This window comes from Elusimicrobiaceae bacterium (assembly GCA_028700325.1).
GTDB lineage: Bacteria > Elusimicrobiota > Elusimicrobia > Elusimicrobiales > Elusimicrobiaceae > JAQVSV01.
The window spans coordinates 1-17,722 of sequence record JAQVSV010000040.1 but is presented as its reverse complement, the minus strand read 5'-3'; the positions used below and the strand labels follow the sequence as shown (position 1 = coordinate 17,722).

The window sequence follows — 17,722 nt, the reverse complement described above, 5'->3', positions numbered from 1 at the left end:
ATGGACAAAAACCGTACATGCCGTAGCGGGTGAAATACTGGCCGGAGGATACGGATTTATCATGAAAGAGCCGACGGCGGGTTATATTATCAGCAATATACAGGAGGCGCGGGACGGGTTTGACGCCGTTTTCGAGATTTCGCGTGCTGTGGCGGAAGGAGCAGATACTATTGCGGAGCTTCAGATCCGTTCGGAATCAGGGTCGGCGGCCGCAAATCCCGGCAGTCTGGCGGTATTCCGGCAGACCGAAGGAGGCTGGCAGCCGCAGACTGTTTCCTCGGATGGTGAGAATTACAGGTATATGGTGAGCGATACGGGTAAATACGGTATCAAATATGGTAATGTATATAGGCTCGAAAGCGACAGCGCCAGCGGAGAGTTTAAATTTATCGAGGTAAAGCAGCGGGTTTTTACGCCGGATGAATCTTCGCCAAAAGCGAACCGGTGCATATTCAGCTATCAGAACCCGGCGTATGACGCGGTGACCATAAAAATATTCGATGTCGCGGGCTGCCTTGTGCGCAATAATCTGGCTTCAAACGGCAGCGCCGGGACCACGGAGGAGCAATACTGGGACGGGAGGGACGGTTCGGGCTCGACGGTAAAGGCCGGAGTGTACATATATCAGATCGAGAGCGGTAAAACGGTGCAGACTGGCACAGTGGTGGTGGCAAAATGAAACGATTACTTACTACCGTAGCTAGACACATGCTCGCGCTGGGAATGTTATCCTGCGCGGCGGCGCCCGTTTTTGCGTCTTTTGAGGACGTGGGGCTGGGCCCCAAACCCACCGCCATGGGCGGCGCGTATACCGCGCAGGGCGAAGATCTCGTGGGCGCATTCTATAACCCGGCCGCGCTGGCCGGTGTGAACCGGATGGAAGCGATCGCCACCTATGAAAAAATGTTTCTGGGCCTGACTGACGGCAGTTCGCTGGGCACGCAGATTATAGGGTTGGGCTATCCGCTTACAATCAGCGGCAAGTATCGCGGCACCCTGGGCATCAACATGCAGAGCTTTTCGCTGGATTCGCTGTATTCCGAATCCACGCTGATGCTTTCCTATGCGCGGCGGTTCGGCAAGGATTACCAGGCCGGGCTGAGCATACGCAAGATGTCAATCACCTACGGCAGCGACGAGTATACCAAGGAGAACCCGACGCTTTCGTCCGGCGGCGGAGCCAGCGGCATGGGTTTTGATATCGGGTTGGTCAAACTGGGCCCCACGTTTAACTGGGGGTTTTCGGTAATCAATCTCAACCAGCCGAGCGTGGCTATCAAATACGCCAACCCGGTCGGCCGGATCATACGGGGCGGCATCAGCCTCAAGCGGCGGTTTGTAACTTGGAATACTGACCTGCTTATGCTTGACAGCGGCATCCGGCTCAAAACCGGCGCGGAATACCGGCTTAAAAACCGGCCGTTTGCGTTAAGAGGCGGTATGAATCTCGGAGCACAGAGCTATCGCAATCTCACTTTCGGGCTGGGCTACACCTACGGCGCGCTCGTTATAGATTATGCGTTTGAGCTGCCGCTGAGCGGCATTGCCGGGACGATGGGCAACCATCAGTTCGGCATTACTTATCGCTGGGGCCGGGAACGATTCACCAAAACAGGGCTGGGCACCGAACCCGCGGATGAATTCGGGCCTAGCGCCGGGCCTGGAGGCTCTATGATGACCGCCGATGGAGGCGCGGCTGGCGCGGGCGCCGGCCTGGCCGGCGCGACGGCGAGCGCGAAAGGCATCGGCGGCGAGAATCAGGGCGAGGTCGTAGCCAAGCCCAGCATGCCCACGGATGCCGAAAAGCAGCAGGCGGCAGAAGCGCTGGAGCGCGCGAAAAAAGCCATTTTGGTGGGCGGGGATTATTCCGCCGGAATGCGCGAGATCAACAGCACGGAAGCCAGTATGCTGACCTCGCGGGATCTGCAGGAGATGGAACAGCTGAAACTGAAGATGGAGCCGGTGGAGCGGATTTATCCGTCCGTTTCCACGCGTGACAAGAAAGGGCGGCTGATCAAGCGCGCGATTGACAAGTATATCACGAACGACGGCCGCGCTTCGCTGGACGCCGCCACCTATGCGCGGCAGCTGTGGCCCGGAGACGCCACGCTGGGCAAACTGAGCGATCTGATCAGGCGGGAATTCCCCGATGTCGCGGCGAAGCAGAAAATCCTGCCGAACATGACGCTGGTCGAGCAGCGTCTGCAGGAAGCGCTGGAATTTATGTACGAGGACAAGAACATATCGGCCATCACGTTATGTCAGGAAGTGCTGGATCTGGATCCTGAAAACGTGCTGGCGCTCACCCGTATGGGCTCGGCCTACTGGGGCATGGGTTATGATGACGCGGCACGCTCGGCGTGGAAAAAAGCGCTCGTTCTTGATCCGAACAATGCGGACCTGAAACAGTTTATCAATCAGGACGCAGGCAGCGGGCGCAAGGCGGGCGGATCGAAGAAACGCGCGTCCGCCGATATTACCCGCGAATACCAGCTGGCGATTGCCCAGTATAACCGCAACAAGCGGGCTAAACGGGCAAAAGAGGTTGTGTCCGCCGAACTCAAAGCGATGATTGACAAATTTGAGGGGACCGGCGTGGATATGCAGTACCTCTACAGCGAGTATCAGCAGTACAAGTGATTTCATGGAGAAAAGTTTGATGAACCACCCGATATGGCGGCAGTTCCTGGTGATTGCCTGCGCGGTTTGCGCAATGGCGGCGCCGGTGATGGCGCAGGACGGAGCAGGTGTTGATTCGTCGCTCATTGTGCGGCAGGTGATGGTGGAACGCCTGATGGAAGAACGGGTTCAGGCGGCGATAAAGACCATTCTGGGCCCCGTAGACGCGACAGTGGTGGTGCGCACCGAATGGACGCCGAAAGGCAAAGCGGGTGACGATCCCTCCAAAAACATGTCCCGCCGGGGCATAGCGTTGCCCGGCGTCCCGATCAACCCGGAGTTTACAAAACACACTTCCGACGCTTCGGCTTCCCTGATGATGCAATACGACCGGAAGCTCACCGCCACGATTTTCCTGCCGTACGAGATGACTTCATCAAAGATGGAGATGGTGACGAAAGTGGCGTCCACTATTCTGGAACTGGACACCGCTAACGGCGATACAATTAAAATCGAAAGCCTCGGCCGCCGGCCGGTGGAACTCAAAAAAGCTTTCTGGGACACGATGAACTGGGAAGCCGTCATGCGCGGTGTTACCCTGTTGCTGTGGATTCTTGTCATTGCGTTTTTGTTCGGGCCGCTGAGCCGGTATCTCAAGGTCGCGCCGCAGATTACCGACATGGAACACAAGGGCGGAAGCGGGCCTTCACCGCTTGAGGCGGCGCTGTCGCCGCTTGCGGGCGGGGGCGGCGGGGGTGGCGGCGGCGGAGGCGGCGAGTCTACGCTGGCCGGCGGCGCGCTTACCGTTACCCAAGGCGCGGGCGAACTGTTCACATTTATCAATAAAGAGAACCTCAAAGCGCTTGCGGGGGTGCTGATAAAGGAGCCGCCGCAGGTGTCCGGCATAGTGCTGCAGGTATTGCCGCGGAAAGTGGCTTCGCAGCTGCTCATGCATCTGCCGATGAAGATGCAGGTCAGCCTGCTGATGCAGTTCAAGCGGATCAAATACGGCAATCCCGAATATGTGAAAGAGCTGGACCGCAAGCTGCGCAGCCAGATGGGTTTCCAGATGGGCGGGCTGGATCAGGCTCGCAGGATTCTGCAGAGCGTGCCGGGTTCGCCGCGCAAGAACCTGCTGCAGATGATTTCCGTGATGGACAAGGAATACTGCCAGACCCTGGAAGGTTCCATTTTCGAGATGAAGGATCTGCTGCTTTACGACTCCAAAGCCATAGCGCGCATTTTCCGCGACGCAGGCGTGGTGGCGTTTGCGCGGGTTCTGAAGATGTCGGAACAGTCTTTCCGCAAGGAAATCCTTTCGAAACTTCATCCGTCCGTGGCGCGGCTGCTGGATGAGCAGATCCACATGATGCAGGATATTGACAGCACTCTGATGGAAGACGAAATGCTGCGGATAGCGGATACGGTCGAGCGGCTCAGTGCGGACGGCACGATCCCGCCCGTAAGCGATATGAAGAAGCCTAAATCCGCGCCGGGTTCGGGCAAATCAGCGCCGGCCGCCAGACCTGCGTCTGTTGCGAACAAAGCCGGAGGGCAGCCGGAAAAGGCTGGCGGCGCCGCCGCCGGCAAAGCGGCTAAAACAGCGGGCCTGATACTGGCGTTGCTGCTGGGCGGCGTTCATGCGGCGTCTGCTGCGAACACCACGATGCTGGTGGGTTCGAGCAATACGTTTTCGTCGGGCGTGGAGGGCAATAAAATCGCGCAGTACGGGTCCTATTTTTATGTGGCCGGGAAAACCGAGAGCCCGGACGGGTTTTTCGTGCAGAAGCTGGACGAGTTTTTGAATCCGGTCGCGTCGGTTCTTTCCACGGAAGGTTCCAGCGCGGGCAGTTATTATACCGTCGGGCTGACTGTTGACGCTTCGGGCAATGTATATATCTGTTCGGAACTGGGCGGGAATGTCGCCGTGTTCAAATATGATTCCGGGCTGGTGTTTCAGGCGTCGGCCACTTTTGCCGGATCGTCTGACGTGGCGAATGTTATCAGGCAGGATTCCGCCGGCGATCTGGTTATCACCGGCGGGTCGGATACCGACACGAAACTGCTGCTGATGAAACTTTCAACTTCGCTGGTGTTGATTTCCTCGTATACCGAACCTGGCGGCGTGGGCACCGGCCTGGCGTTCGATACGGCGGGTGACATCTATGTGTCGAACTGGGAGCCCGGCGGATCGGAATACCGTATAGCCAAATTTGACTCCGGGCTCAACAAACTGGACGACCAGACCTACAGCGAAACCGGCGCGCCGGGATTTCAGCAGGCGGCGGGTATCCTGATAGCGCCGGACGACACGGTTTATGTGACCGGCAAGATCGGCACTTACACCGATTCCAAGGCGGTTACCGTGCGGTTTAGCAATTCTCTGGTATTCATGTCTTCCGCGGCGCTCACCTCGGACGGATATACAATGGGCCGCGCTCTGGTTTACGATTCAACCGATCTGGGCATAGTGATGGCGGGTGTGGAGCAGACCGGCGGCTCTTACTATTATACGGTACGGAAATACAACGCCGATCTGTCCCAGCTGCTGAGCAGCGCGACGTATGTGACGGGCGGATCCGATTTCATGGAAGGCGCTTATGGCGCTTTTCTGGACCGCTATTACAATATCCTGGTGACCGGCCGCAACAATATGAGGGCGTTTTCCGTTCTGTATTTCGGCCCGCCGATCATAAAAACGGTGAGCGAAGGCCATCAGAACGCCACAGCGGAAGTGGATATCACCGGCAAGAATTTTGCGGCCGGGATGACGGTGTCAATTGCCAGCGCGACAACGGGAACCGTCAGCTATGTGGATTCCACGCACATCCGGCTCAACGTCACTTTGCCGGATTCCGTGCCGCTGGGCCATGCTGATGTCTCCGTGGCGAATACTGACGGGCGTGAAACCTTGCTGATGAACGCGATGCAGGTGGTCAGGGAGGAGGATGCGCTTACCGCCATCGCGACGCATACCATAGAGGCTGTTACGGTGTTCGGCTCGATGACAATTGTGTTCCCCGCCGGCGCGTTCGCCAATGATTACACGATCCGGCTCTCCATTCCGTATACCATTCCGCCCGTTATAGAAGGCTATGCCACAACCGGAGTGGCATTGCAGATAGATTCTTCGGAAACGCTGATTTCCTCCTATCCGCTTACCATGATGTACCGCGCGGAGGACGCGGGCAAGTTCGACGCGTCGAAATTTGTGCTGGCCGGTTACAGCACGGTTTACAGCACCTGGACGACGTTTACCTCCACGGTTCTGACTGCGACGCGCACGGTCAGCGCCGAAGTCAGCCAGCTGGGCGAGTTTTCAATCCTTACGCCGGCGAGAACCGGCGGCGGAGGCGGCGGGGACGGGCCGGACACTTCCCGCACCGACGTATACATATATCCCAATCCCTACAGGCCCGGCTCCGGCGGCAATTATGATAACCCGAGCGGCGTGACGGGCATGATCATAACGAATCTGACGCCGCTGGCCTCGTTTAAATTTCAGGTGCTTGATGCGGCGGGCGAGGAAGTCTACTACAACACCGAAACCGCCGACGCTACGGGCAAATCCGTCTTCAAGGCGCAGAGCACGGGCGGCGTGCCGCTGGCGTCCGGTGTATACTTTTTCATTGTGCGCGACGGCGGCGGCACGGAACTGAAAAAAGGCAAGTTCGCGGTTATCAGGTAAGCGTATCTGGCGGGCTGTGCGGGCCGCCGCGGACGCGGTGGAAGAATGAGTGCCGTGCCCGGCGTTTCCGGAAAGGATGGTTTGAGCGGACGGGTTCGCGGGTTTTGCCGGAACGAACTTTCATGACGGAGTGCTGACTGGATCCATGAGAACGGATTATAAGGCAGGCGGAAGAAATTGCGGGCGGATCGCGGCGTGCGGCCTTGCGGCGTTGTTTTGCGCGGCGCAGGGTTCGGCGGCGTTTGCGATAGGGGACAAGTCCGCCGCTTATCTTAAAATGGACATGGGCGCGCGCGCGGTCGGCATGGGCGGCGCGTATGTGGCCGCCGAGCCGGACATAAACACACCCTGGTACAATCCTGCCGGCCCGGTGCTGATGACGGAAGGCCAGATGGGATTTATGTATAACCGCTGGATTTCGGAAACCAGCCTGAGTTACGCCGGGTATGTGCAGCCGTCGGAGAACGGCCGGTCGGCGTTTGGGGCCGGCGTGCTTTATTACAATATGGGCAGTATTGAAAAGGTCACCAACACCGGCTACACCACCGGCGGGACTTACAGCGCGTATTCCGCGGTCGGGCTGGCTACTTATGCGAAACGGTTCGGCAGCAAGCTGGCGCTGGGCATGAATTTCAAATACATATCGGAACATATTGATTCCATCAGCGCGTCGGCCATGGCGGTTGATCTGGGCATGATGTATCCGGGCGAAAGGTGGTCGTGGGGGTTTGCGGTGCAGAACGTCGGGCAGGGCATGGCGTTCGGCGAAGGCGGGCAGAGCGCGCCGCTGCCGATGACGATACGCGCGGGAGCGCGGTTTAAGGCATCGGAAAAATTCGGGATTACGAGCGAGCTGGAATCGGCGGACAATTTTGTCATCAAGGCGGGTTTTGAATATGTTTCCGGCAATCCGGCGGGCACCCAGTTTGTGGGCCGGTTCGGCTACAAAACGCTCAAGCCGTCCGAATTCAGCGGCATGACGGGCATGACGCTCGGGCTTGGAGTGCGCCGCACGGCCTGGACTTTTGATATCGGCATTGTGCCGTACGGATCGTACGGGATGACACAGTGGCTTACGTTTACGCGCCGGATAGGGTTTGCCAAGGCTTCGCAGCGGTGCCGCCGCACCGCGAGCGAATCAGCCGGGGTTCCCGGCAGTGTGCGCCAGCCGGCGGAGTCGTATGCTCCGTCATACCTGGGCGGGGCTGAACCCGCGGCCGCCAGCCGGCCGGGCCTGAGAAACCTTAACGCGGGCGGTGACGCTTCCGCCGCGGATTCCGCTGAGGAAACCGCCGATGTAAATGATTCGGCGGGCAACCGCGACCCGCTTATCCGCGGCAGCAGATTCTGACAAGCCGCCGGATCGCGTTTGCCGCCGGCAGTTGCCGGTATGTTTGATTTGAGCTCGGAAAAGGCCCGGACTGACAGTTCCGGGCCTTTCATATATCCGGTTGCGTGCCCGTGCCCGCTTGAAGGGCCGCGCGGGTATTTATTAACATTTACTGGAATGATTTTTCTGCCCGGCACTGCGCCGGCTCGACGGGCATACAGAACGGAGTTATGGCAAACAGGGTTTTAAAAATCAAAAACATGGCGGACGGGCAGTTCACCGCCAGGCTGAACGTGTGGTATTGGGGCGCGCTTGCGGTAATAGGCGCGGCGGTCCTGACGGCGTATCTGCCGGCATATTTTAACGGGTTTGTCGTATGGGACGATCCGGCGTTTATTCTGCGCAATGAAGCCATCCGCGCGTTTACCTGGCATAACATCAAAACGATGTTCACAACGTTTTATGAGGGCAACTATGCGCCGCTTTCGATACTCAGCTGGGCGGTGGACTATCATTTCTGGGGCCATAACCCGATCGGCTATCACCTTAACAATGTGTTGCTGCATATCGCCAATTCGATACTGGTGTTTCTGCTGTCGCTGCGGATTTTCCGCTATACGATGGAGGACAGGAAACGCGCGTTCGGCTGGCATTTCATTGTGTGCGCGGCGGTGTCGGCGGGATGGTACGGGCTGCATCCGCTGAGAGTGGAATCGGTGGCGTGGGCGACGGAACGGCGCGACGTGCTGTCCGGGTTTTTTTATCTGCTGACCATACTGCTGTATTTCATGGCGCAGGAACGTGATCGCGGGGAACGGAAAAGCCGGTATCTGTGGGCGGCGGCGGGGTGCATGGCGCTGTCGTTTCTGGCGAAAGCGTGGGCGATGTCGCTGCCGGCGGTGATGCTGGCGCTGGATTTTTATCCGCTGCGCCGGATCGGGACCGAGAAAACCGGATGGTTCAGGCCGGAAACGCGCACCGTATGGCGCGAGAAAATGTATTTCGGGCTGCTGGCTCTGCCGTTTGTGATAATCGCGCCGATCGCGCAGCATTCGGCGCAGGCGACAGCCACGCTTGAAGGGTACGGAGTGCTTAAACGGCTGGCCCAGTCGGCCTACGGGTTCATGTTTTACATCCGCAAGACTTTCCTGCCGGATCATTTCATGGCGCTGTATGAGATACCGACTCCGTTCGTTGTCTGGCATAAGGAATTTGTGCTGAGCGCGCTGGCCGTTATGGCGGGCAGCTGGTTTCTGATTGAGAACAGGCGCAAATATCCGGCGGTTACCGCGGCGTGGTTTTCTTACGCGTTCGTGGTTTCGCCCGTGCTGGGAATCGTGCAGGCGGGCAGCCAGCTGACGGCGGATCGCTATACCTATATTTCCTGCATTCCGTGGTCCATGCTGGCCGGCGCGTGGCTGCTGGTGATGTGGCAGGCCGCGGCTGAAAGAAACTCGCTCGCCCGGTTTTACGGGTGGTTTGCGCCGGCGGTTCTTGGCGTTACGCTGTTTCTGGCGGCGTTTACCTGGCGGCAGTGTCATGCGTGGTATGACACGCCTTCGATGTGGCGGCACGCCGTAGCGGTCGAGCCGGACAGCGCGATGGCCAATTTCAACTACGCGGTGCTGCTGGCCCAGCACGGCGATACCGATGCTTCAATTCCATATTATTACCGCGCGGTGGAAATAAATCCGAAACATGTCAAGGCCAGCAACAATCTGGCCAGCATGCTGGAAAAGAAAGGCAGGATCGCGGAAGCGGAAAAATATTACCGGCAGGCGCTGGAATACAATCCCACCGTGGAAGGGATTTACATGAACCTTGCGCGCACGATGATCGCGCAGGGTAAAAAGGCCGACGCGCTTGAAATTTACAAGCGGTCCTACGGGGTAAAGCACAACGAGAGCGTTATGGCTGAAATCCGCAAACTGATGAAGGAAACCGGCTCCGGGTCGGAGGAGAAATATTATCAGGACATGCTGTCCGCCAATCCCAACGACGCGGATGCCCGGCAGTCCTATGCAATGTATTTAAACGACAAGGCTAACGCCATGCAGTCTTCGGGCGGCGCGGCCAGAGCTGCGGTGGATGCCCTGCGCGGCGAAGTCATCCGGCAATATGCTGAGGTTCTTAAAATCAAGACCACCGACGCGAATATATATAACAATATGGCCAACGCGCAGGCCCGCGCGGGCCGTTTCAAAGAGGCGCTGCCGTATTACCAGCGGGCGATTGAAATACAGCCCGGTCATTCGGAAGCGTATATCAATCAGGCAATTATCATGTCCGCGCTGAAGATGTGTCCGCAGGCGCAGGCTAATCTCGAGGCGGCCAGAGTGAAAGCCGGAGCGTCCTCCGTTGAGATGGCGCGCGGCGCAGCCGCTCTGCGCGCGAGCGGCTGCCCGGTTCGGTAAACGGCCCGGCAGGTGCCTGCGCCGGCAGAAACGGCCGGGCCGCCCGCGCGTTTCTCCGACGGGCCGCCCGACGTAAAAAGATTTACTCTCCCGGTGATATTTTGTAATAATATTATATGCGGCACGGCAAAGGCTCGGCGTTCGATTATCTGCAGATAGGGCTTGAGCTGGCCGCAAGCGCGCTGCTGGGGCTGTTTGCCGGCATGTGGCTGGACAGCCGGTTCGGAACCGGCCCGTGGTGCGTGTTGTGCGGCAGCGCGCTGGGTATCGGGATAGGGCTGTATAATGCCATCCGCCAGGCGCTGAAATAAAGAGATATGAGCGTTTCGTTATTGATTTCGGCTGGTCTGGGCGCCGGCGCGGGCTGCGCGAGCGGCTGGATTTCGCGGCGGGTTCTGAAAAAGCACCTGTCCGCAAGCAACGAGCGGTTTTTCGCTGTCTGGGGCGCGGGGCTGCTGGTCCGGCTGATACTCACCCTCGCGGTTTTTGTTATACTTTATCTGTCAGGCTGGCCGCACCCTGTTGTGTTTATACTGGTGTTTATACTGGCGCAGACCGCCATGCAGGCGGTGCCGCTTAAACCGGATTAATTTATGGATTTTGAAACCGTACTCGAACATCACATTATTGACCACACCTACCGGTTCGCGCATGTTTTCGGCCTGAATGTGCCGCTCACGAAACATCTGGCCATGATGTGGCTGGTGGGTTTGATACTGGCGGTCATCGTGCCGCTGGTGTACAGGTCAAAGGCGCGGGCGCTGTGGCCGCTGCGCGCCGCGATCGAAGGGCTGGTCGAGTTCGTCCGCCACGACATCGTGCTTGACAACATGGGCGAGGCGGGCCTGCGCTACACTCCGTATTTCTGTACGGTATTTTTTTTCATTCTCGGCTGCAATCTGGCGGGGCTGGTGCCGTACGGCTCGACCGCCACGGGCAATATATCGGTTACGGCCGCTTTGGCGGTCATGTCGCTGGTTTTTATCCTGTTCGCGGGCATGCGGGAACAGGGCGTGGCCGCTTATTTCAAAACGCTGGTGCCGCACGGAGTGCCGGGCTGGCTGGTGCCGCTGCTGTTTCCGATCGAGCTGTTCGGCCTGCTAACGAAAGCGTTCGCGCTGTGCATCCGGTTATTCGCGAACATGATATCGGGGCATATTGTGCTGCTGTCGTTCATCATGATGATTTTCATTTTCGCCCAGGTCAATATTGTGGTGGACGTGCTGGGCGTTATTCCCGGCCAGCTGGTGATGGCGCTGTTTGTCATGCTGCTGGAAGTGTTCGTGGCGTTTCTGCAGGCTTTCATATTCACCTTCCTGACGGCGATTTTCGCGGGTATGGCAATGCATCCGCATTGATACGGCAAATTAACACCAAGGAGAAGCATTAAAATGAATGAAACATTGTATATCGGATTGGGGTATATCGGCGCGGGCCTCGGCGCGGGCCTGACAATTATCGGCGCGGGCCTGGGTATCGGCAAAGCCACCGCCGCCGCGGCCGAGGGCACCGCCCGGCAGCCGGAAGCGGTCAACCCGATCCGGGTGACCATGATTATCGGCTCCGCGCTTATCGAAGGCGTGGCGTTTTTTGCGCTTGCCATCTGCCTGTTCGGCGCGCTCAACCTGAGCAAACCCAAAACGGCGGAACCGGCGCATGCGCCCGTTGCCGCGGAAGCCGCGCCCGTAGCGAAATAAACCGGCCGCAGGACGGTATAACATGGATAAACTTATTACGCCCGATTTCGGGCTGATGTTCTGGACCGTGGTCAACTTCGTGATTCTGCTGTTTGTGCTGGGCAGATTCGCGTGGAAGCCGATCCTCTCGGCGCTGGAAGCGCGGGAGCGGCATATGCGGTCAGAACGGCAGGGCGCGGAAAACGCCAGGGCCGAAGCGGAAAAAATACGCGACGAGCTCAACGCGCGCCTGAGCTCCATGGCGGAGCAGGAAGCGCGCCGCCTGGCCGAAACCGAAGCCGCCGCCTGCCGCCGGAAAGACGTAATCATGGCCGACGCGGCGGAGCAGGCCCGGCAGTTGCTTGACCGCGCCAAGCTGGAGCTGGAACAGGAAAAAACCCGGCTGGTGAGCGAATTGCGGACGGAAGTGTCGGCTCTGGCGCTTTCAGCCGCGGAAAAACTCATGCGCAAACAGGCCGATCGCGAAATGCACCGGCAGGCCGTGGCCGAGCTGTTCGACCAGCTGGAGTCGAAGAAATGAATTCTTCAGACGCGATAGTGGCGCGCCGTTACGCGGCCGCGTTTGTGCTGACCCGCAAACCGGGCGGCAACCTGCGCGCGGCGTTCGCCGAGCTGGGGAGTTTCGCGCGGCTGCTCTCGGGCTCGGCGCAAGAGCTGCATAACCCGCTCATTCCGCAGGAGATAAAAATGCGCATCCTGCACGAAAAACTTTTTTCGCGCAAGGACACGCGCGCCTTCCGGTTTCTGGAACTGCTATTGAAAGTCAAGCGGCTCTACCTGCTGGACGCGGTTTTGCGGGAAGGTTCGCGGCTGCTGGACGAGCGGGACGGCCTTGTCCGCGCGGAAGTGGAAACCGCGTTTCCGCCGGATCAGGGCACCGCGGCGGAGGCCGAACACGCGCTTGGCGCTGCTACCGGCAAAACGGTTTCCGTGCGGCTTGTCCAGGCGCCGGAGCTGATTGCCGGGATGCGCGTGCGGATAGGCGACACTCTCATTGACGCGAGCCTGCTGGGCAGGCTCGACAGATTAAAAAGGAAAATCGCGGGCTGAGGCGCGTCCGTATTTTTAAACCATGATAAAACCCGAAGAAATTACCGAAATTATACGCAAGCAGATTGAGGAGTACGTGCCGGACGCCGAAATGGCGGAAGTCGGCGGCGTGCTGCAGGTCGGCGCGGGCACCGCCCGCGTGTACGGGCTGAAAAACGCCATTATGGGCGAAATGCTTGAATTCCCCAACGACGTAAAGGGCATGGTGCTCAATCTCGAAAGCGACAATGTCGGCTGTGTGCTGATGGGCGAGGACAGCCTTGTAAAGGAAGGCGATCTGGTGCGGCGCACCGGCCGCGTGATGGACGTGCCGGCCGGGCCCGCGATGATAGGGCGCGTGGTTAACGCGCTTGGCGCGCCGATAGACGGCAAGGGCGCGATAGAAAGCGTCGAACGCCGGCCGGTGGAGGTGATCGCGCCGGGTGTTACCATCCGCCATCCGGTGAACAAGCCGCTTCAGACCGGCATTAAAGCCATTGACGGCATGGTGCCGATCGGGCGGGGCCAGCGCGAGCTTATAATCGGTGACCGGCAGACCGGAAAAACCGCCGTCGCGCTTGACGCGATAATCAACCAGAAAGGCAACCGGCCCGGAGAAGAGGTGATCTGCATTTACGTGGCGGTCGGGCAGAAACAGTCCACCGTCGCGCAGGTGGTGAAGACTCTGTACGACAAAGGGGCGATGGCCTATACCATAGTGGTGGCGGCGTGCGCGTCGGAACCGGCGTCGCTTCTGTATCTCGCGCCGTACTCCGGCTGCGCGATCGCCGAATACTTTTTGTGGCAGGGCAAAGACGTGCTGATCGTGTACGACGATCTCACCAAGCACGCGCAGGCGTACCGGCAGATGTCGCTTCTGCTGCGCCGGCCGCCGGGCCGCGAAGCGTTCCCCGGCGACGTGTTCTATTTGCATTCGCGTCTGCTCGAACGCGCCTGCCGTCTGGACAAGGGGCACGGCGGCGGTTCGATCACCGCGCTGCCGATCATCGAAACGCAGGCGAACGACGTATCCGCCTATATTCCGACGAACGTGATTTCCATAACCGACGGACAGATCTATCTGGAAAGCGGGCTGTTCCATTCGGGCATACGCCCGGCGGTCAATGTGGGCCTTTCGGTTTCCCGCGTGGGCGGCTCGGCGCAGCTGAAGGCCATGAAGCAGGTGGCGGGCCGGGTGCGCATTGACATGGCGCAGTACAACGAACTGGCGGCGTTCGCGCAGTTCGGCTCAGATCTGGACAAGGAATCGCGCAGGCAGCTCAGCCGCGGCGAAAAAATGGTGGAACTGCTCAAGCAGGGCCAGTACGCGCCGCTGTCGGCCACGGAACAGGTGATTTCGCTGTTTTCCGGGGTGCGCGGCTATCTCGACAGCGTGCCGCGCGAGGATGTGCCGCGCTATGAACGGGAAATGCTTTCCCATATCAAATCGCGCCACGGCGACATAGTGTCGTCGCTGGACGCGGAAGGCAAACTGACCGATGCTGTTGACTCCGCGCTTTCCGCCGCGCTTGCCGAATTCGGCAAGGCGTTCAGGCCTTCGGAAGGAACGGGAGGATAGGTAACAGCAGGGAGGAGGCCGGGTATGCCGCTCAGACTGAGCCAGTCGGTCAGGTTGCTAAACAGCGCGCTGGAGAATGTAAAAAACCGCGAGCAGAAGAATGATATTGACCGTATTTACGCGGCGCTGTACGAGGTCAATAATTCGATCCGGATGAAGGTGCAGGAGCTGACCCGCCCGGAACTGGAAGACATCATCCGCGCGCTTGACGCCCGGATCCCGCTTGCGCCGGAGCAGCTGGCGACTCTGCGGATCTGCATAATAGGCGACGCGGAAAACTATGTCCGGCAGGAAAAAGATTACGCCACCTGGCATAACGAGCTTAAAGAGCTGTCCGGCGTGATTGCGACTTCGGATCTGGAAACGGCCTCGCTTGACCAGCTTGCGCGCGTGCAGGGCCATATTATGGACGCGCTCAACCTCATCCCTTCGATCCAGAAGTACCTTGAGGCGCGCGACAGGATCGCGCGGTTCGAGCAGAGCAGCGCCGATATTGATCCGGTAAAGGCCGAGCTGCTGATAAAGCTGATAGAGAACAGGCTTAAAACCATCAGAAACTGATTTGCTGGACAACACGAGGAAACCAAATGAGCAAATATCTTGTAACGGGCGGAGCTGGGTTTGTGGGCGGCAATCTGGCGTTCGCGCTTAGCGCGCAGGGCCATCAGGTTATGGTGCTGGACAATTTTTCGTCTGGCCATTTCAAAAACCTGCTGGGTTTCAAGGGCGAGATCGTGGCGGCCGATATAGCCGACCCGGACGCGTTTGACTGCCTTGAGTCCGGCTATGAAGCCATCTTTCACGAGGCGGCCATCACCGACACGACCGTGCTCGACCAGAAACGCATGGTGGCGGTTAATGTGGACGCGTTCCGCCGGCTGCTGCATGTAGCGCGGGACCGCGGCATCAGGCGGGTGGTGTACGCTTCGTCGGCCGGCGTGTACGGCAACCTGCCCTGCCCGATGCGCGAAACCGATATGCCCAGGCCGGAAAACGTGTACGGTTTTTCCAAGGCGATCATGGACAATGTGGCGCGCAATTTCGCCGCCGCCAATCCCGGCATGCAGATTGTGGGCCTGCGCTATTTCAACGTGTTCGGACCGGGCGAGTATTACAAGGGCGCCGCCGCGAGCATGATGTATCAGCTGTATCTGAAGATGAAAGCCGGCAAGAACCCGCGCATCTTCAAAAACGGCGAGCAGATGCGCGATTTCGTGTATATCAAGGACGTGGTGGCGGCGAATCTCAAGGCCGCGCAGGCGAAGGAAAGCTGCGTGGTGAACGTGGGCACCGGCCAGCCGCAGGATTTCAACGCGGTCATCGGCTGCCTTAACCGGGAGCTGGGCCTTGATATGCCGACAGAATATTTCGACAATCCCTACGATTTTTACCAGAACAAGACCCAGGCCCATACCGAAACCGCATTCGAGAAAATCGGTTACAAAGCCAGATACACTCTGGCCGACGGCATCGCCGACTACGTCAGGACGCTGGAAGGCGGATAAAATGGAATCGCTACGCGATATACGCGGCAACATCAAATCAATCAGCGCCACGCGCCAGATCATGGTTACGATGAAGATGATCGCGTCGGCGCGGGTGAAAAAGGCGCAGCGCGCGATTGAATCGTCGCGTCCGTTCGCGGTTAAAATGCGCGATATGATGGACACGCTGCATGCCGAACTCGCCGAACGCGACGATACGCTGGCGGCGTCGCCTGTGCGGTGGTTCTGCGAACACCGGCCCGTGACGGGAAAAGAAACGGTGGGGCTGATCCTGATAACCGCCGACAAAGGGCTGTGCGGCGCGTTCAACACCAATCTTCTGCGCATGACGGCCGACTGGCTGAGAGCCAACCGCGGCAAACGCATCCGCGCGTTCGCGGTCGGCAAGAAAGGCCGCGATTTTCTGCGCCGGCTGCGCGGGCTGGATCTGGAGCTTGTGCATGAGAGCATAGGCATTTTCCCGAAGGTGTCGTTCGCCAACGCCGAACTGCTGGGCGAGGCGCTGGATTGCGACTACGAGAAAAACTCGATCTCCGGAGTGACCGCCATCTACACCGATTTTAAGACCATGCTTTCGCAGGTTGCGCGCAGGGAGGAGCTCCTGCCGGTTTCCGCCGGGCAGGAGGAGCCGGCCGGCCGCCGCGACGATTTTCTGTTCGAGCCCGGCAAGCAGGCGGTGTTTGAAAGCCTGGTGCCGCGCTACGTCAAGGCGCAGCTGTACCGCATGATGCTGGAATCCCAGGCGGCGGAGCTGGCGGCCCGCATGAACGCCATGGAATCGGCCGGGCAGAACGCCGGCGGCATTATTGACGCGCTCACTTTAAAACTCAACAGAACCCGGCAGGCTTCCATAACCACCGAGCTGACCGAAATCGTAAGCGGCGCCGAGGCGCTTAAATCATAAGAGGAACGATAATGAACAAAGGAAAAATAACTCAGGTAATCGGGCCGGTAATTGACGCGGAGTTCGAGCCCGGCAGGCTGCCGAAAATTTACGACGCGCTGGAGATCGAGTTCAAGGACGGGCTCTCCGGCAAAATAAAAACCCTTACCGTGGAAGTGGCGCAGCATCTGGGCGACAATCAGGTGCGCGGTATCGCGCTGGGCGCGACGGAGGGGCTGGGCCGCGGGGTGGAAGTGACCGATACCGGGGCGCCGCTTTCCGTGCCGGTCGGCGAGGAATGCCTCGGCCGGCTGATGGACGTGCACGGCCTGCCGCAGGACTTCAAGGGCGAGATCAAAACCCGGCTCAAGTATCCCATCCACCGCAGTCCGCCGAAGCTGACCGACCAGAAAACCACGCCGGAAATTTTCGAAACAGGCATTAAGGTGGTGGACCTGCTGGCGCCTTATGTGAAAGGCGGCAAGGTAGGGCTGTTCGGCGGCGCGGGCGTGGGCAAAACCGTCATTATCATGGAGCTGATCAACAACGTCGCGCGCAACCACAGCGGCTGCTCGGTGTTCGGCGGCGTGGGCGAGCGCTCGCGCGAGGGCAACGATTTGTGGCGCGAAATGCAGGAAAGCAAGCTGTCGGACGGCAATTCGGTGCTTTCCAAAACCGTGCTGGTCTACGGACAGATGAACGAGCCGCCGGGCGCGCGCGCGCGGGTGGGCCTTACGGCGCTGACGCAGGCGGAATTTTTCCGCGACGAAAAGGGGCAGGACGTGCTTCTGTTCCTGGACAATATTTTCCGGTACGTGCTGGCGAATTCGGAAGTGTCGGCGCTGCTGGGGCGGATGCCGTCGGCGGTGGGTTATCAGCCGACGCTTAATACCGAGGTGGGCGCGCTGCAGGAGCGCATCACCTCTACCAATAAAGGTTCCATCACCTCAATCCAGGCGGTGTATGTTCCGGCTGACG

General features: G+C 59.1%; 16 protein-coding genes. All 16 read left to right on the top strand.

Annotated features, from left to right (window positions below; all coding sequences use genetic code 11):
* On the top strand, nucleotides 1-679 hold a 679-nt coding region (locus tag PHW69_06395; protein ID MDD4004818.1), incomplete at its 5' end, for a FlgD immunoglobulin-like domain containing protein.
* Complete coding sequence (locus PHW69_06390; GenBank protein ID MDD4004817.1) at nucleotides 676-2,640, top strand: hypothetical protein; 1,965 nt, start codon at nucleotides 676-678, stop codon at nucleotides 2,638-2,640. The genes PHW69_06395 and PHW69_06390, both read left to right, overlap by 4 nt.
* A gap of 19 nt (nucleotides 2,641-2,659) precedes the next feature.
* Complete coding sequence (locus PHW69_06385; protein ID MDD4004816.1) at nucleotides 2,660-6,307, top strand: FliG C-terminal domain-containing protein; 3,648 nt, start codon at nucleotides 2,660-2,662, stop codon at nucleotides 6,305-6,307.
* Nucleotides 6,308-6,452: 145 nt separating this feature from the next.
* Nucleotides 6,453-7,658 carry a PorV/PorQ family protein gene (locus tag PHW69_06380; GenBank protein ID MDD4004815.1) on the top strand — a complete coding sequence of 402 codons (1,206 nt, stop codon included), beginning with the start codon at nucleotides 6,453-6,455 and terminating at the stop codon, nucleotides 7,656-7,658.
* Between the two features lie 209 nt (nucleotides 7,659-7,867).
* Complete coding sequence (locus PHW69_06375; GenBank protein MDD4004814.1) at nucleotides 7,868-10,051, top strand: tetratricopeptide repeat protein; 2,184 nt, start codon at nucleotides 7,868-7,870, stop codon at nucleotides 10,049-10,051.
* Between the two features lie 116 nt (nucleotides 10,052-10,167).
* A complete protein-coding gene (locus PHW69_06370) occupies nucleotides 10,168-10,362 on the top strand; it encodes an AtpZ/AtpI family protein (protein MDD4004813.1) in 195 nt (64 codons plus the stop codon).
* A gap of 6 nt (nucleotides 10,363-10,368) precedes the next feature.
* Nucleotides 10,369-10,641 carry an ATP synthase subunit I gene (locus PHW69_06365; protein ID MDD4004812.1) on the top strand — a complete coding sequence of 91 codons (273 nt, stop codon included), beginning with the start codon at nucleotides 10,369-10,371 and terminating at the stop codon, nucleotides 10,639-10,641.
* A 3-nt stretch (nucleotides 10,642-10,644) separates the two neighbouring features.
* A complete protein-coding gene (atpB, locus tag PHW69_06360; GenBank protein MDD4004811.1) occupies nucleotides 10,645-11,409 on the top strand; it encodes a F0F1 ATP synthase subunit A in 765 nt (254 codons plus the stop codon).
* A gap of 33 nt (nucleotides 11,410-11,442) precedes the next feature.
* Nucleotides 11,443-11,748 (top strand): ATP synthase F0 subunit C, encoded by a 306-nt coding sequence (gene atpE, locus PHW69_06355; GenBank protein ID MDD4004810.1) that lies wholly within the window; start codon nucleotides 11,443-11,445, stop codon nucleotides 11,746-11,748.
* Between the two features lie 22 nt (nucleotides 11,749-11,770).
* On the top strand, nucleotides 11,771-12,268 hold the full coding sequence (atpF, locus tag PHW69_06350; protein ID MDD4004809.1) for a F0F1 ATP synthase subunit B: 498 nt from the start codon (nucleotides 11,771-11,773) through the stop codon (nucleotides 12,266-12,268).
* Nucleotides 12,265-12,798 (top strand): ATP synthase F1 subunit delta, encoded by a 534-nt coding sequence (gene atpH, locus PHW69_06345; protein ID MDD4004808.1) that lies wholly within the window; start codon nucleotides 12,265-12,267, stop codon nucleotides 12,796-12,798. The genes atpF and atpH overlap by 4 nt, the downstream gene beginning before the upstream one ends.
* 22 nt (nucleotides 12,799-12,820) lie before the next feature.
* Complete coding sequence (gene atpA / locus PHW69_06340; GenBank protein MDD4004807.1) at nucleotides 12,821-14,356, top strand: F0F1 ATP synthase subunit alpha; 1,536 nt, start codon at nucleotides 12,821-12,823, stop codon at nucleotides 14,354-14,356.
* Nucleotides 14,357-14,380: 24 nt separating this feature from the next.
* A complete protein-coding gene (locus PHW69_06335; GenBank protein MDD4004806.1) occupies nucleotides 14,381-14,917 on the top strand; it encodes a hypothetical protein in 537 nt (178 codons plus the stop codon).
* Between the two features lie 26 nt (nucleotides 14,918-14,943).
* Nucleotides 14,944-15,861, top strand: a complete 918-nt coding sequence (rfaD, locus tag PHW69_06330; protein ID MDD4004805.1) for an ADP-glyceromanno-heptose 6-epimerase — start codon at nucleotides 14,944-14,946, stop codon at nucleotides 15,859-15,861.
* 1 nt (nucleotide 15,862) lies between these two features.
* Nucleotides 15,863-16,765, top strand: coding sequence for an ATP synthase F1 subunit gamma (gene atpG, locus PHW69_06325; protein ID MDD4004804.1), 903 nt, complete (start codon nucleotides 15,863-15,865; stop codon nucleotides 16,763-16,765).
* 11 nt (nucleotides 16,766-16,776) lie between these two features.
* Nucleotides 16,777-17,722: F0F1 ATP synthase subunit beta (atpD, locus tag PHW69_06320; GenBank protein ID MDD4004803.1), on the top strand; the 946-nt coding region annotated here is incomplete at its 3' end.